The 25,471-nt window shown below is 37.0% G+C and carries 22 protein-coding genes; 18 read left to right on the forward strand and 4 right to left on the reverse strand.

Annotation, left to right across the window (positions count from 1 at the left end):
- Positions 1 to 345: 345 nt before the first annotated feature.
- The 3 genes from QOX35_RS07990 to QOX35_RS08000 are packed head-to-tail and all read left to right on the forward strand — an operon-like array spanning position 346 to position 3,129.
- Positions 346 to 1,632, forward strand: coding sequence for a DUF6080 domain-containing protein (locus QOX35_RS07990; protein WP_283686492.1), 1,287 nt, complete (start codon positions 346 to 348; stop codon positions 1,630 to 1,632).
- A 7-nt stretch (positions 1,633 to 1,639) separates the two neighbouring features.
- Positions 1,640 to 2,524, forward strand: a complete 885-nt coding sequence (locus QOX35_RS07995) for a decaprenyl-phosphate phosphoribosyltransferase (RefSeq protein WP_283686493.1) — start codon at positions 1,640 to 1,642, stop codon at positions 2,522 to 2,524.
- A complete protein-coding gene (locus tag QOX35_RS08000) occupies positions 2,524 to 3,129 on the forward strand; it encodes an HAD family hydrolase (protein ID WP_283686494.1) in 606 nt (201 codons plus the stop codon). Before QOX35_RS07995 ends, QOX35_RS08000 begins: the two co-directional genes overlap by 1 nt.
- A gap of 55 nt (positions 3,130 to 3,184) precedes the next feature.
- Here the strand turns inward: QOX35_RS08000 and QOX35_RS08005 are convergent, their stop codons facing one another.
- Genes QOX35_RS08005 through QOX35_RS08015 form a run of 3 tightly spaced genes read right to left on the reverse strand, consistent with a single transcriptional unit; the run spans position 3,185 to position 5,359 of the window.
- A complete protein-coding gene (locus QOX35_RS08005; RefSeq protein WP_135104043.1) occupies positions 3,185 to 4,033 on the reverse strand; it encodes a M48 family metallopeptidase in 849 nt (282 codons plus the stop codon).
- A 40-nt stretch (positions 4,034 to 4,073) separates the two neighbouring features.
- Positions 4,074 to 4,484 carry a large-conductance mechanosensitive channel protein MscL gene (gene mscL / locus QOX35_RS08010; protein WP_283686495.1) on the reverse strand — a complete coding sequence of 137 codons (411 nt, stop codon included), beginning with the start codon at positions 4,482 to 4,484 and terminating at the stop codon, positions 4,074 to 4,076.
- A 50-nt stretch (positions 4,485 to 4,534) separates the two neighbouring features.
- Positions 4,535 to 5,359 (reverse strand): hypothetical protein, encoded by an 825-nt coding sequence (locus tag QOX35_RS08015; RefSeq protein WP_283686496.1) that lies wholly within the window; start codon positions 5,357 to 5,359, stop codon positions 4,535 to 4,537.
- 33 nt (positions 5,360 to 5,392) lie between these two features.
- Here QOX35_RS08015 and gldG point away from each other — a divergent pair, with 33 nt between their 5' ends.
- The 5 genes from gldG (at position 5,393) to dapA (ending at position 12,654) form a co-directional block, all read left to right on the forward strand.
- Positions 5,393 to 7,789, forward strand: coding sequence for a gliding motility-associated ABC transporter substrate-binding protein GldG (gldG, locus tag QOX35_RS08020; RefSeq protein WP_283686497.1), 2,397 nt, complete (start codon positions 5,393 to 5,395; stop codon positions 7,787 to 7,789).
- 119 nt (positions 7,790 to 7,908) lie between these two features.
- On the forward strand, positions 7,909 to 9,906 hold the full coding sequence (gene ligA / locus QOX35_RS08025; protein WP_283686498.1) for an NAD-dependent DNA ligase LigA: 1,998 nt from the start codon (positions 7,909 to 7,911) through the stop codon (positions 9,904 to 9,906).
- A gap of 35 nt (positions 9,907 to 9,941) precedes the next feature.
- Positions 9,942 to 11,084, forward strand: a complete 1,143-nt coding sequence (galK, locus tag QOX35_RS08030) for a galactokinase (protein WP_135104048.1) — start codon at positions 9,942 to 9,944, stop codon at positions 11,082 to 11,084.
- Positions 11,085 to 11,174: 90 nt separating this feature from the next.
- Entirely contained in the window at positions 11,175 to 11,687 is a 513-nt protein-coding gene (locus QOX35_RS08035; RefSeq protein ID WP_374043259.1) for a DUF6913 domain-containing protein, read from the forward strand.
- A gap of 73 nt (positions 11,688 to 11,760) precedes the next feature.
- A complete protein-coding gene (gene dapA / locus QOX35_RS08040; protein WP_283686500.1) occupies positions 11,761 to 12,654 on the forward strand; it encodes a 4-hydroxy-tetrahydrodipicolinate synthase in 894 nt (297 codons plus the stop codon).
- Between the two features lies 1 nt (position 12,655).
- Here the strand turns inward: dapA and QOX35_RS08045 are convergent, their stop codons facing one another.
- The gene (locus QOX35_RS08045) at positions 12,656 to 13,420 is read right to left on the reverse strand and encodes a DeoR/GlpR family DNA-binding transcription regulator (RefSeq protein ID WP_006842690.1); all 765 of its coding nucleotides are present in this window, start codon (positions 13,418 to 13,420) and stop codon (positions 12,656 to 12,658) included.
- A 241-nt stretch (positions 13,421 to 13,661) separates the two neighbouring features.
- Between QOX35_RS08045 and QOX35_RS08050 the strand changes: the two genes are divergently transcribed.
- From QOX35_RS08050 to QOX35_RS08095, 10 genes are all read left to right on the forward strand, one after another.
- Positions 13,662 to 15,257, forward strand: coding sequence for a glycerol-3-phosphate dehydrogenase/oxidase (locus tag QOX35_RS08050; protein ID WP_283686501.1), 1,596 nt, complete (start codon positions 13,662 to 13,664; stop codon positions 15,255 to 15,257).
- Positions 15,258 to 15,302: 45 nt separating this feature from the next.
- Positions 15,303 to 16,793, forward strand: coding sequence for a glycerol kinase GlpK (glpK, locus tag QOX35_RS08055; protein WP_283686502.1), 1,491 nt, complete (start codon positions 15,303 to 15,305; stop codon positions 16,791 to 16,793).
- Between the two features lie 18 nt (positions 16,794 to 16,811).
- A complete protein-coding gene (locus tag QOX35_RS08060) occupies positions 16,812 to 17,507 on the forward strand; it encodes an MIP/aquaporin family protein (protein ID WP_283686503.1) in 696 nt (231 codons plus the stop codon).
- A gap of 55 nt (positions 17,508 to 17,562) precedes the next feature.
- Entirely contained in the window at positions 17,563 to 18,516 is a 954-nt protein-coding gene (locus QOX35_RS08065) for an HAD family hydrolase (protein ID WP_135104054.1), read from the forward strand.
- A 2-nt stretch (positions 18,517 to 18,518) separates the two neighbouring features.
- Positions 18,519 to 19,691 (forward strand): OprO/OprP family phosphate-selective porin, encoded by a 1,173-nt coding sequence (locus QOX35_RS08070; RefSeq protein WP_283686504.1) that lies wholly within the window; start codon positions 18,519 to 18,521, stop codon positions 19,689 to 19,691.
- A gap of 146 nt (positions 19,692 to 19,837) precedes the next feature.
- Entirely contained in the window at positions 19,838 to 21,454 is a 1,617-nt protein-coding gene (gene glpA / locus QOX35_RS08075; RefSeq protein WP_283686505.1) for an anaerobic glycerol-3-phosphate dehydrogenase subunit A, read from the forward strand.
- 7 nt (positions 21,455 to 21,461) lie between these two features.
- Positions 21,462 to 22,739 carry a glycerol-3-phosphate dehydrogenase subunit GlpB gene (gene glpB / locus QOX35_RS08080; protein ID WP_283686506.1) on the forward strand — a complete coding sequence of 426 codons (1,278 nt, stop codon included), beginning with the start codon at positions 21,462 to 21,464 and terminating at the stop codon, positions 22,737 to 22,739.
- Positions 22,720 to 23,934 (forward strand): anaerobic glycerol-3-phosphate dehydrogenase subunit GlpC, encoded by a 1,215-nt coding sequence (gene glpC / locus QOX35_RS08085; protein ID WP_283686507.1) that lies wholly within the window; start codon positions 22,720 to 22,722, stop codon positions 23,932 to 23,934. Before glpB ends, glpC begins: the two co-directional genes overlap by 20 nt.
- 384 nt (positions 23,935 to 24,318) lie before the next feature.
- A complete protein-coding gene (locus tag QOX35_RS08090; protein WP_167755419.1) occupies positions 24,319 to 24,492 on the forward strand; it encodes a hypothetical protein in 174 nt (57 codons plus the stop codon).
- 378 nt (positions 24,493 to 24,870) lie between these two features.
- A complete protein-coding gene (locus QOX35_RS08095; RefSeq protein WP_283686508.1) occupies positions 24,871 to 25,440 on the forward strand; it encodes a helix-turn-helix domain-containing protein in 570 nt (189 codons plus the stop codon).
- Positions 25,441 to 25,471: the final 31 nt, after the last annotated feature.

A 25,471-nucleotide genomic window follows, 5' to 3' on the forward strand; every position in this document is an offset into this window, starting at 1 on the left:
AGGATAGAAAAATAAATAAAAATATATTGTGTAGTTTTGTAAAGTTTGTGTTAAGGTTGGGGTCCTGCAAGTCGTGAGATTAGCAGGATTCTTTTTGAAGCAACTTCATCACGAAACTCCATTATTTTATAAACAAAACAAGATACTATACTTCTTATTCCAACAAAGATCAGATTTTAATAATAAATTTTTGACACAGTTTGTACAGTCTAATTCTTTAATTTTCAATTATTATCTGTGTGATTTAAAAATAATTAATGTAATTTTGGCTTTTATTTTTTGAGTTTGCCTATCAAACTTAATAAAGATCGGTGTATCCCAGACTAACACTTACTTACATAAAATATGAATAAAAGTATTCGTTTTAAAATTACTGATTTTAAATTTTTATCGAAAGCCCTTTTGCCCCAGAAAAAAGAAGAGAAGTTGCTATTCTTTATACTGCTATTAATTTATTTATCCTATTCGATATATATAGCATTAAGTACATCTGTGATAGATAATATGTCGTATGAAACAGATATTTATTTTTCTTATGATAACCCCTTAATCTTAAAGTTGGGACGAACACAGATAAGCGGGCATCCTCTCCTGATGTTATTTTATTACCCTTTTGTTCTTATTGGCAACGGACTTGCATATTTAGTTACATTCAAAGCTAAAACTCTCCTTTTTGTTTTATTATCCTCCTCGATGATCAGTATGTCCTCTGTTTATATTTTTCGATATCTGAGAGAGATCATTGAAATAAAAAGGTCTGTAGCTTATTTGATAACATTATTTTTCGCATTTTTTTCTACAAACCTACTCTTGAGCTTTACACCTGAAAGCTTTACGCTATCTGCTATATTTTTGGCATTTAATGTTTATTATAATTCATCTTATATAAAGAAACAAAAATCACCCCCATTTCTTTCAAATATAGTTTTAGCAGATTTTATTTTAGGGGGAATTACACTTACTAATGTTGCAAAAGGTATTGTCCCTGTGTTATTTTTTAAAGAAAAGAAAATAAGTATATTAAAGAAGGTCGTTTTGCTGGGAGTAATATTTCTTGCAATATTATCTATTGTTCAGGTTATTAGTATAGTTTTTCTTTCGAAGAATTTTTTTGAGTCGATTTTCATACACAGAGAATCTTTTACCAATAGCGCTTTGGGAGGCTCCTCTTTATTCCAGATGGTTTTTACTCATTTTTTTGGCTCTCCAATCTTCTTTCCTCCAATGATGAATTATACAGCTTACAATTCAACGATGCAGTATATAATCGAAGGAAATTATTTTTATTGGTGGCAATATACCTTCGTTGCTTTAATACTGGCAACCGTTGTAGCTTCTCTGGTAAAGAATTATAAGAGCCCTTTTGTGCAAATGATTTTCTTGCTATTCCTTATCGATATTATTATACACTGTGTAATGAAATTTGGTATCAATCAGCCTTTTATCTACGGTGCACACTGGGTGTATTGTATTCCTTTATTAATCGGATGGCTATATAATAAGTTGAAAGAAAAACAAGCAAAGGCCTTTGTCGTATTCTTGATATGCATGTTTGTCGGTTTGATTATAAACAATCTGTATCATCTCACGGATTTTATTAATATGGCACAATCTTTATATCCAACAGAATAAACAAATAATGAATAAAGTAAAACACTATTTACAATTGATGCGAATACATCAGTGGGTAAAGAATTTTTTCATCTTTTTACCTCTATTCTTTTCTTTTAAAATGGATCATATTCCATTGTTGATTGCCGATTTATGGGCTTTTGTCGGCTTTTGTTTAATAGCTAGTTCTATATACATTATCAACGACTGGAACGATATTGCAACAGACCGGTTTCATCCCGAAAAACGAAATAGACCTTTGGCTTCGGGAGCTATAAATAAAAAAGAGGCATTGTTGATGATTCTTAGTTTAGTGGCAGTCGGTGTGTCTGTGTATATATTTGTTTTAGGAAACTATATTGCATTCGCATTATTGGTGTCTTATTTTATTCTAAACATATTTTACTCGCTAATTTTAAAACATATACCGGTTATTGATATTAGTATTGTGGCTATAGGATTTGTTATCCGTATATTTATAGGTGGGGTTGTTACAGATACGCCTCTTTCTCGATGGATTGTCGTTATGACTTTCTTGTTGGCTATATTCTTGGCTTTGGGTAAACGTCGTGATGATGTAGTAATTTATGAGGAAACAGGTGATAAAGTACGTAAAAATGTGGATGGCTATAATATTCCATTTCTGAATGTGGCGATTGTGGTTGTAGCGGCGGTAATGATGGTTGCTTATATTATGTACACTATTTCGCCGGAAGTAACAGAACGTAATGGAGATAATCTTTATCTGACCTCCTTTTTTGTGTTTGTAGGGTTGTTCCGATATTTACAAATCATATTTGTGGAAGATAGGAGTGGTAATCCAACATTGATATTCCTCAAAGATAATTTTATCCGTATCATTATAATCTTATGGATTATATCTTTCTTTGTTATAACAAAATTCTTTAGGTAATGATAGATGTAAATTCATCGAAGGTAATAGCTGTTTTCGACTTTGACGGAACCATAACGACCGTAGATACCTTATTCGATTTTATTCGCTTTTATTATGGATTTCCAAGGTTGATTTGGGGGTTGTTTGCTCTCTCTCCTGTTCTGATCTTATTTAAACTAGGGTTTATCCAAAATGATAAGGCAAAGGAACGGCTGTTTTCTTATTTCTTTAAAGGAAAGACATTATCGGAGTTTAATACTCTTTGCAAAGAATACAAGAATCGAATAAATCAGACGTTAAGATCACAAGCGATCGATAAGATCAGATTTCATCAACAGGAAGGGCATATAGTGCTCATTAATAGCGCATCTATTTGCAACTGGATTTTGCCTTGGGCTCAATCAGTCGATATTGAGAACGTTATCGGTACGGAGATTGAAGTTAAAGAAGGCGTAATAACAGGGAAGTTCAAAGGTGAAAATTGCTACGGAGTAGAGAAGGTCAAACGTTTCCTGGAACTTTATCCTTATAGAGATACTTATCAGTTATATGTATACGGCGACAGTAGCGGGGATAAACCGTTGTTAGACATTGCAGATTTTCCGTTTTATAAGGAATTCTAAAATAAAAGAGACTATCTTACACGAGATAGCCTCTTCTGTTTTATGTTTTATTCAATTAGAACTTCCATTTGTTAGATGTTTTTGACGAATTTGTATTCGTTGCTCCTGTTCCACCTTTATAGTATTTCATAGCTTCAGGCAAATCTTTTTCTATCTGTTGGATGCGTGTGTTGTCTGAAGGGTGAGTACTCATAAATTCAGGAGTGCTACTTCCTTGCTGCGACATGCGAGTCCAAAATGCAGCAGCCTGACTCGGGTTGTATCCTGCCATTGCCATAAATATCAGACCAAGTTTATCAGCTTCTAATTCTTGTTTGCGTGAATAAGGTAATAAAATTCCATATTGAGAACCGAGCCCAATTGCTGCGGCAGCGGCTTGTTGTACTCCGGTTGATGTCCCGCCAAGTGCTGTACCTATTGCAGCTGTACCATATTCAGTCATCATTTGTTGGCTCATACGTTCATTTGCGTGTTTTGCAACAGCATGTGCGACTTCATGTCCTAAGACAACAGCCAGACCAGTTTCGTCCTGAGTGTAAGGCAGTATTCCTTCATATACGACAATTTTCCCGCCGGGCATGCAAAAAGCATTTACATCAGCACTCTTCACGAGGTTGAATTCCCATGCATACGATGCTAATTCATCTGCATAACCATTGTTTTTCAGATAAGTTTCAACAGCATTCGCTATATTTCTACCAACTTTCTGTACCAATGCCGTATTCTTCTTATCGGTTGATATTGGCGCAGATTTTATAAATTGTTGATATTGCTGTAAACTCAACGAAAGAACCTCTTGGTTCGAAACCAGATTCAATTGTTTACGTCCGGTTACAGGTACGCTGCCACAACTGGAGAACAATAGTGACATCGCTATAAATAAAATAGGGAAATACTTTACCATAATGCTTGTTTGTTAAGTTCAATTTATAAAAGGTATATATTTAATTTTTATTTTGTTCCTTCAATAAATCTCTGATTTCTGTTAGTAACGTTTCCTCTTTAGTTGGAGCCGGAGGGGCAGCAGGGGCTTCTTCTTTTTTCTTTTGTAGCATATTGATACCCTTGATAGCAAAAAATATAGCACTGGCTATGATAACAAAATCAAAAACGGTTTGTACAAAAGAGCCATAATTGATTGTTACAGCTGCTGCGTCACCTACTGCTTCTTTTAGTGTTACCTTCAGGTCCGAAAAATTGACACCGCCAAGCACAACTCCGATTGGAGGCATGATAATATCGCTTACAAGCGATGATACAATCTTGCCGAATGCTCCACCTACAATGACACCGACAGCCATATCAACTACGTTGCCACGCATCATAAACTCCTTTAATTCTTTTAATACCGACATAATTATTTTATTAAATTGATAAATTGTAATATATTTTTATAAACACGAATTTAAAACTTTTTGTTTAGAAATATTTTTACGCTTACCGGTTTGCTGCCATTTTGTATGTTTATGCTATCGATGCAAATTCTATCGGGCAAATCCATTAATAAAGGGATTGTTGCGTAATCGAATGCTATCGAGTCATTTGCTGCCTTCTCTTTGTTTTCTAGTATATAGCCGATTAGTTGTATTGAGCTGTTATAAGGAACATAATTAAGAGCCAACGTTTTGTCCTGCACTTTTGTGAAAATACAGACAGGTGTGCTATTTCGAATTTTGGTTATAAGCTCGATATTATTTTCGTCCGAGAAGAACGTGTTTTCCGAGTCAGAATCAATAAATATTTCAATAGGTCTGAGATGGTTGCTGATGGCAAGCATTCCCTTGTAAAAAGAGCAAACGAGAAATTTATCATCCGGCAGAGTAAAATACCATACGATTGCATCTTTATATTCTCTTTTGTGAGGAGGAAAGTCCGATGCTATCTGATTTCTTATATAATCTGCTATCTCCGATTCTTTCTCTTGTTTTATTTTTGTTATTAAAATACTACTATTGTCTTTATACTTTGAAATAATCGTAGGAAAAGATAAATTTTCTCCGAGTACACCCGTTAAGCTGCGAAGTGAAGGATCATACTGGTATAGCATATCCAGATTATACTCTCTATTGATATTTATTACAGCCACTGCCTGAGGAGATATATATTCATAAATATCAACAGAGAAAGATTGTTTGTTCTTTTCAAGTTTGTTATATAATCGCCACCCTCCGATAAGGACTGCAATTATCAGAACAAATAAAATAACTATCTTTATCTCTCGTTTAGCCATTGTGTAATTAAACATCAATTTATACAAAGATATATGAAAGCTTTAGTATTTAAAGAACTTAAGTCTGTTTTTTGCTCTTCTTTCGGAGCGTTCTTTTCTTTAGCTTTTCTTCTCATTATAGGAAGTTTACTGTGGTTCTTCTCCGGAAAATACAATCTGGTGGATACCGGTTACGCTGATCTGAGCGGCTTTTTCGCTTTGTCTCCCATACTACTTTTGGTATTGATTCCGGCTCTTACCATGCGCTCTTTTTCAGAAGAACGAAAGGGAAAAACTTTAGATATTCTAATGACGAGACCTGTTAGTATCTTCCATATCTATCTAAGTAAATATCTGGCTGCACTTATCTTCGTATCTATTACCTTACTGCCTACATGTATTTATGTTTATTCTTTATCACAACTAGCCAATCCGGTAGGAAATATTGACCTTAATGCTATTTTTGCCTCGTATTTTTCTTTGCTATTATTGGTTATCGTTTTTGTATCTATCAGTCTATTTGGGTCGGCTTTGTCTAAGAATCAGGTTGTAGCACTTATAGCTTCAGTAATTTTAAGTGTTTTTGTTTACTATGGCTTCGATTTGCTCTCCGGCTTATTTCTTACCGGAAAAACACAGGCTGCCGTGTCATCTCTGAGACTGCTTCATCATTACGAATTGATGCAAAAGGGGGTTATACGATTTAAGGACTTGCTTGTTGTTGTTAATTATTTGGTTTTGTTTGTAATTCTTGCTCTTGTAGTATTAAGTGGGAGCAAATTAAGAGTTTTAGTAAGGGGGGGAGTTTTGTTTGTTATCTTTAATGTTGGATTGTACTTTATACCTAATTATAGAATTGATTTTACATCCGATAAACGTTATACACTAAGTGATTATACAATAAACCTCTTGAAGGGTACGAAAAATGAGATTCCTCTTAATATAAATATATATTTGAGTGGAGATCTCAACTATGGATTCCAGCGTTTGCAGGATGCAACCGTTAATCTATTAAATGATTATAACCGATATGTGAATAGCAGTCTCGAAATAAGACAAACGAATATATATCAGTCCGAAAGTTCTGCCTCCGAGATATATGAGGCGATGGCACAAAGAGGTATGCCTGGTATTATTCTTAACGAGATCGATAGAGAAGGGAAAGCCAGCAAAAAAATAATATATCCATACGCTCAGATATCAAACGGAAAAGATACTCTGGTTGTTCCTTTGCTCAAAAATATTGCAGGGTACACTGCGGAAGAAAACATAAATGCATCTATTGAGAGTCTGGAGTTTGAATTTACAGACGCTATTCGCTTGCTAAGTCAGGAAGCATCTAAGTCTATTGCCTTTATTGAAGGTCATAATGAGATTTCACGTACGTATGTATATGATGCCGAGGAAGTATTATCTAAATACTACACAGTGAATAGGGGGCAGATTGGTAACGAAATTAATATATTGGACAACTTTGACGCTGTGATTATTGCCGGGCCTTTATCAAAATATAGCGAAACGGATAAGTATATCCTCGATCAGTATATAATGTCCGGAGGTAAGGTATTGTGGCTTATCGATGGAGCTTTTTACTCTCATCAGGATCTCGCTCAATTAGGTCATTCTGCAAGTATGAAAAATGATGTCAATCTCGATGATATGCTTTTTTCATACGGTATACGCATAAATTCAAACCTTATTCAGGATAGCCAGTGTGTTTCTACATATTTAATGAGTGATGCAGGAGGGCAGTCGGCTTCGGTTGTGCCAAGTTATTTTCAGCCACTGTTGATCCCGTCTCAGGATTTTCCCATTACAAAGAATATAAGGGACGTAAAAGCCGGGTTTGCCAGTTCTATCGATATTGTAAACAATTCTACTAATGTGACAAAGCATATATTATTGACTACTTCAGCTAGCACGCATTTAGTAAAAGTGCCTGATGCGATTGATTTTGATATTGCAAAAATACAAAATAATAAAGACTATTTCGATCAGCAATTTGTTCCTGTGGCGGTAAGTCTCGAAGGTGTATTTACTTCTGTGTTCCAAAATAGGATGATGCCTGATAGCATTAAAGCTGATAGTCATAAAACTAAGAATATAAGTGAAAGAACAAAGATGATCGTTGTTTCATCTTCCGATATCATAACAAATGAGATTCAGGGGCATGGACAAAGCTCACAAGTATTACCTATGGGTTATGATAGAGTTTCGCAACAGCAATTTGGCAACCGTGATTTTATTGTGAATGCCGTAAATTGGCTGACAGGAGATGATGGACTGATGCAGTTGAGGACAAAGCAACAAAAGCTATATATCCTGAACAAAAAAGAGGCTTATGAGAACAGAAATCAATATGCTATACTAAATATTGCTTTTCCTGTATTTTTTATTGCTTTGGTCATGGGTTCGATTTCTCTGTATAGAAAAAGAAAATATGAGAAGTAACTTGATATTCCGTTAGCTGAAGATAAGTCAATGTGTAAATAGATTTCTGAAAAATATCTAATTTTGCACATTTTCAACCTATTTCTTTTTATATTTGTATTTACGATTTTAACGAAATAATGGATCATATAAAGCACCAAATTGATACTCTTCGGGAAGAGTTGAACAAACATAATTACGACTATTACGTACTTTCAGCACCAACTATTTCAGATTTTGAATTTGATAAGAAATTAAAAGAATTGACCGATTTGGAAACTCAATATCCTGAGTATTTCGATCCTAATTCTCCGAGTCAACGTGTTGGCAGCGATATTAATAAATCATTCAAACAAGTCCCTCATAAATATCCCATGTTATCGTTGGGAAATACATATACAGAGGCAGAAATTACAGATTTTTACAATCGGGTAAAGAAAGGGTTGAATGATGATTTCGAAATTGTATGTGAATTAAAGTACGATGGAACATCTATTTCTCTTACATATATCAACGGTCAGTTAACTCAGGCCGTTACACGTGGCGATGGTGTGCAGGGTGATGATGTGACAGCTAATGTGCGTACTATTCGTAGTATTCCTTTGCGATTGCATGGAACAGATTATCCTGCCGAGTTTGAAATCAGAGGAGAGATTCTGATGCCGTGGTCTGTGTTTGATCAAATAAATAAGGAAAGAGCCGAACAGGAAGAAGCCCTTTTTGCTAATCCGCGTAATGCCGGATCAGGAACACTTAAGCAGCAAGACCCTAAAATAGTGGCTTCACGTAAGCTTGACTCTTATCTCTACTATTTGTTAGGAGAAGAATTGCCTACTGACGGACATTACGAAAATCTGATGAAAGCGAAGGAATGGGGCTTTAAAATTTCGGATGCAACCAAGAAGTGTAAGACTTTAGACGAAATATTCGCATATATACACTATTGGGATAAGGAGCGTAAAAACCTGCCTGTAGCTACAGATGGAATAGTCCTTAAAGTAAATTCGCTGACACAGCAAAAGAATCTAGGCTTTACCTCTAAGTTTCCTCGTTGGGCTATTGCCTTCAAGTTTCAGGCAGAGCAGGCTGTTACAACGCTAGAGTCTGTCTCATATCAGGTGGGGCGAACAGGAGCTGTTACACCTGTGGCCAACCTTAGACCGGTAAAGCTGTCAGGAACTACCGTTAAGCGAGCGTCACTTTATAACGAAGATTATATTAACTCTCTTGATTTACATATCAATGATCAGGTTTATGTAGAAAAAGGAGGAGAAATAATACCTAAGATCACCGGGGTAGATGTTGCCCAAAGAAATATATTTGATGCTAAAGTCGAGTTTATAAAAGATTGTCCCGAATGTGGTACACCTCTTGTCAAAGATGAAGGAGAGGCTATATATTATTGCCCCAACGACGTGTCATGCCCACCTCAGATAAAAGGGCGTATCGAACACTTTCTGACCCGAAAAGCGATGAATATTGCCGGAGGAACAGAGACTGTAGAACATCTCTACAATGCCGGATATATTCGAAATATTGCAGACCTATATACACTAAAGTGGCAGGATGTCTCTCGTCTTGAGCGTTGGGCTGAGAAGAGTGCCAAGAATCTAATAGATAGCATTCATGCATCGGTATCCGTACCTTACGAAAGAGTGCTTTTTGCTTTGGGTATCCGTTATGTCGGCGAAACCGTAGCGAAAAAACTAGCATTGGCTTTTCCTGATATCGACTTGTTACAAGCCGCTACAATAGAAGACTTGACACAGGTTGATGAAATTGGTGATCGGATAGCTCAAAGCATCGTTAAATATTTTAGTAATCCTAACAATCTTGAAGTCATAAATAAACTTCGTACATTTGGATTGCAATTTGAGCTTAGTGAATCTATTATTGCCCAGAGAACAGAAAAACTGAAAGACTTGTCAATCGTAATTAGCGGGACTTTCGAAAAATATTCCCGCGATGAATACAAGAGTATGATAGAACAGAATGGAGGTAAGAACAGCGGTTCTATATCTTCAAAAACTAATTATGTCTTAGCCGGTGACAATATGGGGCCTGCTAAACTCGAGAAAGCGAAAAGTCTGGGTATTCCTATTATTAATGAAGATGATTTTCTCAAAATGTTGGAATAATTTTTTGTATAAACCCTAAATAATTAAAATCGACCATGGAGCTAAATTTATTAAAAGAAAAATTTAAATCGCTATTCGGAACTGAAGGTACAATGTATACATCGCCGGGGCGTATCAATCTTATTGGTGAACATACAGATTACAATGGCGGATTTGTGTTGCCGGGAGCAATCGACAAAGCCATGTATTGTGTGATCAAGCCCAATGGAACACCCGACCGTATTAAAGCATACGCTATGGATTTGTCTGAAATGGATGAGTTCGGACTAGACGATATTCCGATCAAACAATGGGGGAAATATATCTTCGGCGTATGTCACGAAATAATGAAGCTAGGAAAACAAGTTCAAGGTTTTGACTGCGTGTTTGCCGGTGATGTGCCTCTCGGAGCAGGAATGTCTTCGTCAGCAGCTTTGGAAAGTTGTTTCGGATTTGCGATCAATGATATGTATAATCTTGGCTTAGACCGTTTTCAACTAGCCAAAATAGGACAAGCTACAGAGCACAATTATGTAGGAGTCAAATGTGGTATTATGGATCAGTTCGCGTCTTGCTTTGGTAAGGCCGGATCATTAATTCGCCTAGATTGTCGCTCTCTTGAATATAAATATATTCCGTTCAATCCGGAAGGATATCGCTTGGTATTGTTAAATACTTGCGTAGAACATGAGTTGGCTTCCTCAGCTTATAACAAACGTCGCGAATCGTGCGAAAATGCGGCATCATACATTCGTAAGTATCATCCTGAAGTGCAGTTATTGCGTGATGCTACAATCGACATGTTGAAAGAAGTGGCTAACGAAGTTAGTGCCGAAGATTACATGCGTGCCGAATTCGTTATCGAAGAAATTCAACGTATGAGCGAAGCGTGTGATGCTTTGGAAAGAGGCGATTACGAAACCGTTGGTAAGAAAATGTACGAAACGCATATCGGACTTAGCCGTAAGTATGAAGTTAGCTGCGAAGAACTTGACTTCCTGAATGATATCGCACGTCAGTGTGGCGTAACCGGATCTCGTGTAATGGGAGGCGGCTTTGGTGGTTGCACTATCAATCTTGTGAAAAATGAGCTTCATGATGATTTCATCAAACGTGCTACCGAAAGCTATGAGCAAAAGTTCAGAATCAAGCCGAAGGTATACGATGTGGTGATCAGTGATGGTGCCAGAAAATTATAAAAAGTAATAGAAGCAGAATTTATTTTTCCCGGTTGAAAACGAAATATACGACTGCTGGTTTATTATGATATCTAACACAACAAAATTATTATGTTTGATTTTTTAGTAAAATGGAAAATAAATTCTGCTTTCCGAGATAATAAAAGAAAACATGCTTTCCGAAATTTAGAGAGCATGAAAAGTGTACTTATTCTGTTCTCATATAACGATTGGCCGGCTATAGATGCTATATCAAAAGATTTAGCAGCAAATGGTAAAAAAGTTATTTTGTGGACGTATCAATCTACAAAGAAGGCTCCGGGGAATATAATATTTCCGGCGAATGTGAGAATTATTCATCCTCAGGAAATGTCTTTCCTTCAGATACTTGCTCCATCAGTCCTGAATGAGTTCAAAGCGTTGGAATATGATACGCTTATTGACTTGACTACGACTGAGAGTAAGGTTTATGAATATCTGCTGTCCAATAATTCTTCTGAGTTCAGTATTGGTATTGCAAAGCCGGATCAGCCTTACTATGACTTTCTGGTGCTCAAAACTGATGAAATGAATCTACAGGAAACTTATCAGCAAATAAAAAATTACCTGAGCAAAGTGCTATAGGGTGTAAATTAATTCTTAATTTTGCACAAACTGAAAAGAGATATACACTTTTCTAAAGATAAAGATTGACTTTATGTCCAGGATAAATCTGAGAGGAATGGGAGTTGCTTTAATTACTCCTTTTAAAGAAGATGAGAGTGTCGATTATGATGCCCTGCTTCGGCTTGTTGATTATCAGTTGCAAAATGGAACTGATTATCTGGTTGTACTTGGTACAACAGCAGAAACCCCAACATTGACTGAAGGAGAAAAAAAACAGATTGTCGAATTGGTGGTAAATAAAGTCAACGGTCAAATTCCTGTTATTATAGGAGAAGGTGGAAATAATACGCGTGCCATTGTCGATAAGTTAAAGAAAAATGATTACGTCGGCATAGACGGTATTCTTTCGGTAGTTCCTTACTATAACAAACCATCACAGGAAGGTATATATCAGCATTATAAAGCTATCTCGGAAGCATCTTCCCTCCCTATTATAGCTTATAATGTTCCGGGGCGGACAGGTGTTAATATGACGGCTGATACAACGTTGCGTATTGCTAATGAGTTCAGAAATATTGTTGCGGTAAAAGAAGCCTCCGGAAATATGACTCAGATGGATGATATCATAAAGCGTAAGCCCGAACATTTTGATGTGATATCAGGTGATGATGGGGTTACTTTTCCTTTGATAACCCTCGGCGCTGTTGGTGTCATATCAGTGATTGGCAATGCATTCCCTCGCGAATTTAGTCGTATGACTCGTTTGGCACTTGAAGGTGATTATGCCAGTGCTTTGACTATCCATCATAGTTTCAACGAGCTATTCAACCTTCTTTTCGTGGATGGAAATCCTGCAGGAGTAAAATGTATGCTCAATATGATGGGTTATATTCAAAATAAGCTTCGTCTGCCTTTAGTTCCTACACGTATAACTACCTATGAGCAAATAAGAAACGTATTGCTCGAACTCAATATTAAATGTTAGTTTAGACAAGGGTTACTTCTATTTCTCTTTCTCTCATCATCTCAATTATATGGGCCGGTGCGTTTTTGTCTGTAATGATGTGATGTATTTTATTTAAATCACATATTTTACAAAACCCTCTTCTGCCAAATTTTGACGAGTCTGTAAGTACAATAATTTTTTGTGCGGCATCTATCATTTGCTGATTGATTCTAGCTTCGCTCATGTCGCTGGTTGTCAGTCCGTAATCGAGATCAATTCCGTCTACCCCCAAGAATAGCTTGTTGCAGGAGAGGCTTTCCAGTATGTTTTCAGCATAGTGTCCAATCACTGATACCGAGTTTTTTCTCATAATGCCTCCCAATTGAATGATCTCAATATTCGGGTTATAGCATAAGCTTAATGAAACTTTTACCGAAGATGTGATTACTGTAATACCTTCGCTGGCATTTATTTCGTTTGCGAAAGCGAGTAGGGTTGTTCCCGATGCTATTATAATTTTATCGTTTGGCTCCAATAATTTACTTGCTGCTTTTGCTATCGATGATTTTTCATCCATATTCAGCTTTTCTTTCACATCTATATGTTTGTCTGATATAATTGAACTGAGGCTACTGGCACTTCCATGATTACGATATAACATCTTTTTGCTTTCGAGAAACTTTAAATCTTTTCGTATCGTAACTTCCGAAACTCCCAGTTTTTCACTTAAGTCCAGAACTTTTACATATCCGTCTTCTTTAAGTTGCTCTAGTATATATTTATGTCGCTTCGCTATATTTCCCATATTATTTGCTAATTAGTTATTAGAAATTGCTGCAAAGGTATAAATATTTCTATTGTTTATGTAATATGCTTTGCATCTTTATTGTTAAGTTTTTTATTTTGTTATATGTATTTAATTTCGTAATCATATTTTTTTATTTCGAATTAACTGTAAATAACTCCGAATTATGATAAAAAAGTTTCGAATTTATTTGTTTATTTCAAACTCTTAATTAATTTTGTGTGTATATAGATGTGATACAATGAAACGAGATGATTATATAAAACAAATAGCAGATAAATCTCTAATATGGGATTTTGTTGTTGTCGGAGGCGGAGCAACCGGGCTTGGTGCTGCAGTTGATGCTGCTTCACGAGGGTTCAAGGTTGTGTTGTTGGAGCAGGCTGATTTTACAAAAGCCACTTCCAGTCGCAGTACAAAACTTGTGCATGGTGGTGTGCGTTATTTGGCACAAGGAGATGTGAGTTTGGTTGTTGAGGCTCTTCGCGAAAGAGGTCTGATGAAAAAGAATGCTCCACATCTTGTGAAAGATCAACGTTTTATCATCGGAAATTATAAGTGGTGGGAAAAGCCATTTTATACAATTGGCCTTACTGTTTATGACCTGCTGGCTGGGAAGAGAGGTTTGGGGCGTTCTTTGCCTATGACAAAGAAGGCTGTAGAATGTGAGATACCTCAAATAAATAAGACTCGATTAAGAGGAGGTGTTGTTTATCATGATGGTCAGTTTGATGACTCTCGTATGGGGATTAACTTGATGCAGACTGCAACTGAACAAGGTGCAGTTGTTATTAATTATGCTAAAGTGACCAATTTGATAAAGGATGATTCTGGCAAAATATCAGGAGTAAATGTTTATGATGAAATAGGTAAGCAGCCATATTCGCTAAAAGCAAAAGTTGTGGTGAATGCTACCGGAATATTTGTGGATGGCTTAATGAAGATGGATGCTCCGGAAAAAGACAATATAGTTCGTCCGAGTCAGGGTGTCCATCTTGTTGTAGATAAATCATTTTTAGGAGGAGATACAGCAATAATGATCCCAAAAACGAGTGATGGACGTGTTCTGTTTGGTGTGCCATGGCACGATAAGGTTGTTTTAGGTACAACAGACACTCCATTAAAAGAGTTTGTTCTTGAACCTCAGGCATTGGAAGAGGAGATAGAGTTTATTCTGAGAACTGCCGGAGAATATTTAGCGAAGAAGCCAACACGGGACGATGTCCTTTCTGTCTTTGCTGGTTTGAGACCTTTGGCTGCGCCTAAAAAGGAATCTGACGGTAAGAAAACAAAAGAAATATCAAGAAGCCACAAAATTGTAATATCAGATAGTGGACTCATTACTATTACAGGTGGTAAGTGGACTACCTATAGAGATATGGCTCAGGATGTTGTTGATAAAGGTATTACTATAGGGGGATTGCCTCGCAAAGAGTGTGTTACCAAAGATCTGCGAATACATGGATACAAGGAAAAGGTAGACAGATCCAACTTTAACTATGTTTACGGAAGTGATATTGATAAGATCGTTAAGCTTCAGAACCAATCTCTGAAATTTGCCGAAAAATTACATCCCGATTATGATTATACGGTGGCTGAGGTTCTGTGGGCTGTTCGAGAAGAAATGGCTTTGACTGTAGAAGATGTACTTGCAAGACGTTTTAGGATTTTGTTTTTAGATGCACGTGCAGCAATTGATATGGCTCCACAAGTTGCCTCGATTGTGGCTATAGAGATGAATAAAGATAAGGAGTGGGAGGCGATACAAGTTCGTGAATTTGTGGAACTGGCTCAGCATTATTTATTAGTAGACTATAAGCCGAATTATATACCTTAGCATATGGAATGATAGCAGAAAAACTAATCATATAACTAATATACCATGGAACAGAAATACATTTTATCATTTGATGCCGGTACTACCAGCTCAAGGGCTATCGTCTTCAATCGCAAGGGGGAGATATGCTCTGTAGCCCAGAAGGAGTTTCCGCAGATTTTTCCACAGAGCGGTTGGGTAGAACATGACCCTCTCGAAATATGGGCTTCGCAAGCTGCCGTAGCTGCTGAAGCTATTACAAAAATTGGAATCAATGGTACGAATATCGCAGGAATCGGAATTACCAATCAGCGGGAAACGACCATTGTCTGGGATCGTGAAACAGGAGAGCCCGTATACAATGCTATTGTATGGCAAGACCGAAGAACATCCGAGTATTGCGATGCACTGAAAAATGAAGGGTTACTTCCTGTTATCAAAGAAAAAACAGGCCTGATTGTTGATGCATACTTCAGTGCTACAAAAGTAAAATGGATACTGGATAATGTTCAGGGGGCGAGAGAAAAAGCAGAAAAAGGAAAATTGGTGTTCGGTACAGTTGATACTTGGATTGTATGGCAATTAACAAGGGGTTCGGTACATGTAACCGATGTTTCGAATGCTTCACGTACAATGTTGTTTAATATTCATACTTTGCAATGGGATAATGATCTTCTCGAGTTGTTTAACATACCGGTGAGCATGATGCCTAAGGTATGTGCTTCCAGTGAGGTGTATGGACATACGAGAACTACAATTTTTGCTTCCAAAGTTCCTATTTCGGGTATTGCCGGTGATCAGCAAGCCGCACTATTTGGGCAAATGTGCCTTGAACAAGGAATGGTGAAGAATACATACGGAACAGGATGTTTCATCTTGATGAATACAGGGGATAAACCCGTTGTTTCAAAAAATAATTTAATATCTACGATAGCATGGCAGTTGGATGGAAAAACAACTTATGCTCTCGAAGGAAGTATTTTCGTTGGTGGAGCAATCGTACAATGGCTCAGGGATGGCCTTAAAATTATAAACTCTTCTTCCGAAATAGAGGAATTGGCTACACAGGTTAAAGACAATGGAGATGTATATTTCGTGCCTTCTTTAACTGGCTTGGGGGCTCCTTATTGGGATCAATATGCACGGGGTACAATTGTTGGAATATCGCGAGGAACTACTTCTGCACATATTGCTCGTGCTGCACTTGAAGGTATTGCTTATCAGACTATGGATGTAATCAATGCAATGATCTTGGATGCAGGCGTAGGGCTTAAAGAGCTCAGAGTAGATGGTGGCGCTGCTAAGAATAATTTACTGATGCAATTTCAGGCTAATGTACTTGGGCAAACAGTGATTCGTCCTCAAACTACCGAAACCACCGCTCTGGGGGCTGCTTACCTTGCCGGGCTTGCTGTTGGCTATTGGGAAAATGTAGAAGAGATAAAGAAACAATGGCATATTGATACCAAATTCGAGCCTGATCTTAAGATTGATATGCATTTGGCTAAGAAAAAATGGTCTGAAGCTGTTTACCGTGCCCAATCGTGGGTGAGATAATATTCTAATCTATATACCATGGGACAAGATATTTTATTCGAATTTATAGGCACAGCTATACTCATTTTATTGGGTGCAGGTGTTTGTGCAAATGTTAATCTCAAGAAGACATTGGGTAACAGTTCCGGTTGGGTTGTGATTTCTTTCGGTTGGGGCTTGGCTGTTTTTGTTGCAGCGTTTATTTCTGCTCCATATTCGGGGGCTCATCTTAATCCGGCTCTTACTATAGGCTTGGCAATTGCAGGCAGTTTCAAAGGGAGTGTAATCGGGTATATAGTAGCGCAAATGTTGGGGGCTATACTTGGTGCATCTTTAGTTTTTCTGATGTATAAGCCTCATTTTGATGCCGAAGAAAATCCAAATGCTAAAAAAGGAGTTTTCTGTACGGGGCCTGCAATAAAGGCCTATACCTATAATCTTATCAGTGAAGTAATCGGAACATTTGTCCTCATGTTTGGGGTGCTGATGGTAGGCGGTGCGCAAATAGATGGACCACTTCCGGTATCATTGGTTATAGTATCTATAGGTATGTCATTAGGGGGAACTACCGGATATGCTATTAATCCGGCTCGTGACCTTGGACCACGTATAGCACATGCAATACTACCTATAAAAAATAAAAGAGATAGCGACTGGGGCTACTCTTGGATACCTGTTCTCGGGCCGATAGTTGGTGCTGCTCTAGCTTCGGGACTATATTTATTAATCAAGTAGAAACTATGTCTAATACCAAAATCTAGTTGTTAAAACCTTTTTAAATTACTAAGTTATGAAAAAGATTAATTTTATGCGTAAGGCATTATGTCTTGCGGTAGTGATGATTTTGACTTCTTCGTTCGCTTTAACGGCTCAAACATACCGTTATATAAAAGGCTGGCCGAAAGAAGCTAATGACCGTATCGAGAGCTTTTTGAACTCTACGATTCCTATGAAAGAACGCAAAGTAGCCATATTTGACTGCGATGGTACACTGTTTGGTCAGGTCCCTTATTATCTGGCGGACGAAGCTCTTTTCGGTTTTGCACAAAAAACTTATGGAAACAGAACAGACAAAGAAGCAAAAGAAAAAATGGCAATTGTAGATGATATGCTTCATGGAAAAGATAACGTGGGAATCGCTTATGTGCAAAAGCGTGTGAGATTTTTTGCTGGATTATCTCCAGACGAAATATCTACAATAGGGAATGATTGCTATCACGAAAAATTTCAAGGAAAGTTCTATCCTGAGATGAAAGAGTTCTTGGCAAATCTACAAGAGTATGGAATCGAAATATGGGTATTGACTGCATCTCCCGAGTTTTTATATCAACGCTTTGTTCACGAACAGCTAGGTATTCCTGTAGACCGTATTATCGGAGTGAAATCTGCTGTAAGAAATGGAAAGACAACAGACGAATTAGTATTGCCAACACCTCAGGATTGGGGTAAAGCTGAAACTATTCACACGTTTATAAAAGCTCGTCCGATTATCGTTGGTGGTAATAGCCGTGGTGATATGGAAATGATGGATGAGTCCGTAGGATTGAAGTTAATGGTTAACCCTGATAATGTGAAGATAGAAAAAGAACATGCCGGAAATATGGAAGGTATGACAGTAAAACAATATTGGGATAAAGATCCTAATTGTGTTATTGTTTATTGTAACGATGTTCCCGAAGGAAACTATAAATATACTACTCAGGAATGGGGCGTGAAAGTTAATAAAACCAATAAGAAACAATAGCCATGTCTAGTTGTAGATTAACTATATTGGCTGCTCTTTCTCTGTTTGCATTCTCTTCGTTGTTTGCCCAATCTGTGGATGTGAAAATCGCAGACGAGACCGTGAAAATAACTCCAATGGGTCGTTTTTATTTTGACGGAGCAACTTATATAGAAGACGGAACAGACCTAAGTAATGGGGTAGCTATGTCAGATGTCCGGTTAGGACTGAAAGCGAAATATAAAAGTTTCGATATGAAAGTTGATCTCGGATTTGCCGGAGGGAAAGTAGGTTATAAGGATATTTTCTTGCAGTATAATCTGAATAAAACATCTTATGTTAGAGGTGGACATTTTGCCGAACCATTTGGTATCGATCATATGGAGAGTTCTGCTAACATCAAGTTTATTACAGCCAATGCTACATCGTTTGCTTTCTCTCCGGGAAGAAAACTGGGAGTTGAGTATATCGGTTGGAATAAATATGCATGGGTAGGCATAGGAGCATTTGCAGATGGAGACTCTATGACTAATTCCATTGAAGGAGATGATGGATATTCGGCAACAGGTCGTGTTGTCTTTAATCCGTTGCAGCAAGATGGTAAAATATTCCATATCGGCTTAGCCGGTTCTTACCGTAAGGCAGATGCTAATGGATTTGATGCTAACGGTATACAGAAGCCCAAAGTAATCAGCTATGGAAGTTCGTTGATCACAAATGTAGAAAAGCGTAAATTTATTCAGGCGAGTATATCAAATGCCGATTATCAGGCTAAATATGCTGTGGAACTCATCGGAGCATACGGACCTTTGTATCTTCAAGCTGAATATTTTCATAGTAATGTGGAAAGGAAAGATGATCTGCCTGCATATAAAGCCAGTGGGGCTTATGCTCAAATCGGTTTCTTGGCTATTGGTGGCAATTATACTTATTCATCTTCTTGGGCGAGAATGGGTACTCCAAAACCGAAGTCTTTAGAGTTTGCTTTGAGGTACAATTATACCGATCTTGACAATAAAAACTCAGGGGTAAAAGGAGGTAGAATGAGTGATTGGACGTTTGCCGCAAATTATTATTTAAATAAATATATAATGTTAAGATTAGACTATTCTAATATTTCTTTAGGTAATACAAATCCTTTGGCTGCAGGAGAAACTATTAATGCTATTCAAGGCAGGCTTCAAGTTGTTTTTTAATTATATATAGTTTTATATATTGACATACGGATAAGAGGGTAGATTTAATTTCTATCCTCTTATTTTATTTATAAAATGTTTCGATGTATTTCTTTTGTGTTTCGAATAGTTTCGTATATTTGTGAATCATCATAAAAGTTATTCTTATGAAATATTCTTCAGATGTTTTTGATGTTGTAGTCATCGGTGGCGGAATTACCGGAGCAGGTGTTGCTAGAGATTGCTCCCGTAGGGGATTGAATGCTGTTTTGCTCGAGCGTTACGATATATCTACAGGTGCTACAGGACGTAATCATGGATTGTTGCATAGTGGTGCGCGTTATGCTGTAACAGATAGAGAGTCTGCTGAAGAATGCATCAAAGAAAATATGATATTGAAACGAATAGCCAGCCATTGTATAGAAGAAACCAATGGTTTGTTTCTAACACTTCCGGAAGATGATATAAACTATCAGGCAAAATTTGTAGAGGCTTGTAATCTTGCAGGGATAAGAGCTGATATAATAGATCCAAAAGAAGCGCTCTTACTCGAGCCCTCTGCCAATCCGTCGATAGTAGGAGCTGTAAAAGTTCCGGATGGATCAGTAGATCCGTTTCGTCTGACGGCATCCAACATGATAGATGCAAGAGATCATGGTGCAAAAATATTGACATACCATGAAGTAATAGGGATGTTGAGAGAACAGGATCGCATAATTGGAGTAGAGGTATTTGATCATAAAGAGAAAGAAACAAAAAAGATATACGCATCGATTGTTGTAAATGCCGGAGGGATTTGGGGACAGCATATCTCTATGCTTGCAGGTGTTACAGTGAAAATGTTACCCGCCAAAGGTTCTCTATTGATTTTTGGTCACCGTGTTAATAATGTGGTGCTTAATCGATGCCGAAAACCTGCCGATTCGGATATCTTGGTTCCGGGAGATACTATTTCTCTGATCGGTACAACTTCAATGAATATTCCATACGATGAAATTGATAACATGACTGTGACTCCCCAAGAAGTTGATATTCTGATAAGGGAAGGAGAAAAGCTTGCCCCACGATTGGCGCAAACTCGCATCTTGAGAGCTTATGCCGGAGTCAGACCGTTAGTTGCATCTGATAATGATCCTACGGGACGAAATGTTAGTCGTGGTATCATACTGCTAGACCATGCCGAACGTGATGGACTTCAAGGTTATATAACGATAACGGGAGGTAAGCTGATGACTTATCGTTTGATGGCAGAATGGGTAACAGACCTTGTGTGTAAGAAGTTGAATGTTTCGTCGCCATGCACTACGGCCGAAGAGAGATTACCGGGATCTCGAGAAAATATAGAAGAAATAAATAAAAAAATAGTTTCGTTGCCCGCTACGCAACGAAAAGCTGCGATATATCGCCATGGAGACTTGGCTGAAAAGCTCATAGACAATACACAATTAGATAATAGTCTGGTTTGTGAGTGTGAGGGCGTATCGGTAGGTGAAGTAAAATATGCTTTGGATGAATTGAATGTGAAAAGTCTTGTCGATCTAAGACGAAGAACACGTATTGGAATGGGGACTTGCCAAGGAGAGCTTTGTGCTTGTCGGGCATCCGGTGTAATGCGAAGTACTGAACGGTTTTGTACCAAGAGAGCAAAAGATGATTTGTCATCTTTCTTGACTGAACGTTGGAAGGGTATCTATCCTATAGCATGGGGCGATACTTTGCGTGAAAGCGAATATACTGCTTGGGTTTATCAGGGTGTGTGCGGGTTAGATTCAGTTGAAAAATAATAATATTATGAAGTTTGATACGATTATAATAGGAGGTGGATTGTCGGGGCTTGTTTGTGGTATCAAATTGGCTCAACAGGGGGAACGTTGTGTTATTGTTTCTTCCGGGCAAAGTGCTTTACATTTTTCTTCCGGTTCGTACGATCTATTGAATGCATTACCTGATGGAACAGCGGTGGATAATCCTTTATCCGCTTTGCCTGATTTAATAAAGCAAATGCCCAACCATCCTTATGCAAAACTGGGAGTAGACCGATTTCGACGTTTGGTTTCTGATACAGAAAGTTTTTTTACAAATGTTGGGCTTCCAATGTTTGGGAGTGGTGATGCGAATCACTACAGAATTACTCCAATGGGGACACTAAGGCCAACATGGTTGACCTCTTTTGGCTTTGCGACAAGCGAACAAATTGATAGCCTAAGATGGAAAAAGGTCTCAATATTCAATCCTGTAGGCTTTCTTGATTTTTATCCGCAGTTTATAGCTGATGAGTTCTTCAAGCTAGGCACAGAGAGCGAGATTCATTTGTTTGATATTCCCGATTTAGATTATCTCAGGCGTAATCCGACCGAAATGAGATCAACCAATATTGCTAGGGTTTTGGATCGAAATATAAGTCTTGTGGCTAAAATATTAAATGACAAAAGTGCAGATGGTGAGGCTATTATTTTACCTGCATGTATAGGGCTTAATGCAACAGCCTTTCAAGATTTACAAAAAGAAGTAAATAAACCAATCTTACTGATTCCCACGATGCCGCCTTCTATTGTTGGGATTTATACACAACAATACCTTCATGATTATTTTTTGAAGCTGGGGGGAGTTTATATGCTTGGTGATAGTATCAAAAAAGCAGAAATTGAGAATAATACGATAAAGAGGGTTTATTCATTCAATCATGGAGACATTCCTTTTGTGGGTAAAAACTATATTTTGGCTACCGGAAGCTATTTCAGTCAAGGGCTGATTGCCACATCGGATCGGATATATGAGCCGATTTTTAACCTGGATGTCGCATATTCAGATAACAGGCAAAAATGGTATAGCTCAAAAATGTTTGATACACAAGGTTATCAGCAGTTTGGTGTTAAAACCGATAATAATTTCAGAGGACTTTTGAACGGAACTGCATTGGATAATCTATATGTTTCAGGAGCTATCCTCGAAGGATTCAATCCTATAAAAGAAGGCTGTGGAGCCGGTGTGTCTATTCTGAGTGCACTAAGTATAGCCGAAAGCATAATAAAAATAAACAGGGAGAATTATGAATTTGCAACAACATAATATAAGTGAAAACAACTTTGAACAATGTATAAAATGCACTGTTTGTACTGTTTACTGTCCTGTAGCTGCCGTTAATCCCGATTATCCGGGACCTAAGCAAGCCGGGCCGGATGGTGAACGCTTGCGTTTGAAAGAAGCTGATTTTTATGATGAGGCTTTGAAGTATTGTATCAATTGTAAAAGATGTGAGGTTGCTTGCCCGTCGAATGTTAAGATTGGCGATATAATACAATCTGCCAGAATTAAATATAGTAAAAAGAAACCCAAGGTTCGGGATTTTATTTTAGCAAATACGGATCTGGTTGGTAGCTTTGCTACTCCATTTGCTCCAATTGTGAATGCAACACTCGGCTTGAACCCTGTAAAGTCTGTACTTGATTCTGTATTTAAGATAGATCATCGCAGAACTTTTCCTAAGTATTCGTTGGGTACATTTGAGGGTTGGTATAAGAAACATGCTGATGAACAAAAGGTATTTCCGAAGCAAGTGAGTTATTTTCATGGCTGCTACGCAAATTATAATAATCCGCAGTTGGGGAAAGATTTGGTTAAGGTTTTCAACTCATTGGGAATAGGTGTACAGTTGCTAAAGAAAGAAAAGTGTTGCGGAGTCGCATTGATCTCTAATGGTTTTATTGATCAAGCCCAAAAACAGGCTAGGACAAATATTGCATCTATCCGCGAATCTATATTGGAGAAAAATATTCCAGTGGTTGCAACATCATCTACCTGTACTTTCACGATAAGAGATGAATATTCGCACTTATTGGGGATCGATACCAAGGATGTCAGAGAGCATGTTGAGCTTGCTACACGTTATATCTACAGGCTATTGAGTACATCTGATACAAATCTGAAGTTGGGAGATAAAAGAATAAAGGTCGCATATCATACACCATGTCACATGGAGAAGCTGGGTTGGTCATATTATTCGATAGAGCTGTTGAAATTAATTCCGAATATCGAGCTCAAAGTATTAGACTCTCAATGTTGTGGTATAGCCGGTACCTATGGTTTTAAGAAAGAGAATTATAAAACATCGCAAGATATAGGAGACTCTCTTTTTAGGCAAATTGAAGCAGAGGATTATGATTATATAGTGACGGATTGCGAAACCTGTAAGTGGCAGATAGAAATGTCGACTACAAAACGTTGTGAACATCCAGTTTCTATATTGGCAGAAGCTTTGGCTTAGAGATAGAGATGATAAATTAAGTAGAGTATAACGTGGTTTCGAATAGGGTTTCGATGATTTTGGTGTTTTATAGGATAGGGAAAGGTATCTTATCTTATATTTTTTCAGATAGAGCTGATGATTTACTTTTTTAATTTGTGTATCGTATCTTATAGCGTTTTCAAAGTATTGGTATTGATTGCTTTATAGGTGTAGGTGTTGGTTTGTTTCGAATCGAAACTTTTCGAAGCTTTTTCTTGTCCTAAAATTAGTGAAAAAAGTATATTATTCGTATATTTGTTATAGAGTATAGTAGTAGAACTATTTATAATTTCAGATCGAGTTATTTTGTTGTTTTGCTATTATTACAGATGGGATTATAAACTTTATAAAATATAAAATATTATGTCAAAAGTCTACAGTATAAAAACAACTCAGAATATGAACGTGAATGATTATAATATCTTTGATAATTATGAAGCTATAAATAATTTATCACCAACATATATGGAGATACTGAAAATATTTAAAGAAATATTCAAGCATGTTGATATTTCTAAAATAATTAATGATAAGTAGTTAATTGTTTTATTTCAGCCCTTCCTTTCTTCGATAAACTCCTATAAGAAGTTTTTATAGCTTCTAGCTGTTCTTTACACACTATTCTTTTCTTTATTTTTATATTTGGTCTTATTAATCCTATCGGTTGTTTATATTGGATAATTATAATTATCTAATATAGAGTAATTTTTATGTAATTAAGAGGTAATTAATAAAGTGACATTAAAAAACATATTGTAATCTGTCACTTTTGTCACCTTTTGATTGTATTGTTTTGTTTATTAGTGTGTTATATTTTTCTGCTTTGTCACCTTTTCTAATAGAAGACAAGCATTGATAATTGCATTATTTGGTGCTATTTTTGTATATAAATAGTTAGTAAACTAGGAGGCGGATATGTTAGAAGAAAAATTATATATAAAGAATATGGTTTGCAATCGTTGCATAATGGTTGTGAAATCCGAACTTGAAAAACTCGGAATTAGCCCTGCATCTATTATATTAGGTGAAGTAACCTTGTCGGGAGGTTTAAGTCCTGAACAGAAAGATGCGTTGAGTAAAAAACTTGAATACTTGGGTTTTGCTCTAATAGACGATAAAAGAGCACGCCTGATAGAGCAAATCAAGAATGCAATTATAGAACTGGTGCATTATAATAATAATGATCTGAAGGTGAATCTATCTGATTATATAAGTGAAAAGCTTCATCACGATTATAATTATATCAGTAACCTCTTTTCGGAAATAGAAGGCACAACAATTGAAAAATACTTTATAGCACAAAAGATAGAGAGGGTAAAAGAGCTACTCGTATATGATGAACTGACGTTGAACGAGATTGCGTTTAAATTAAACTATTCGAGTGTGGCACACTTAAGTTCCCAGTTCAAAAAAGTAACAGGACTGACGCCTAGCCATTTTAAACAAATTAAAACCAATAAGCGCAAACCTTTAGATGAGGTGTAAATCTCATAAATTTTTCGAGGAATAATATAAC

The organism is Dysgonomonas sp. Marseille-Q5470 (genome assembly GCF_951230145.1).
GTDB lineage: Bacteria > Bacteroidota > Bacteroidia > Bacteroidales > Dysgonomonadaceae > Dysgonomonas.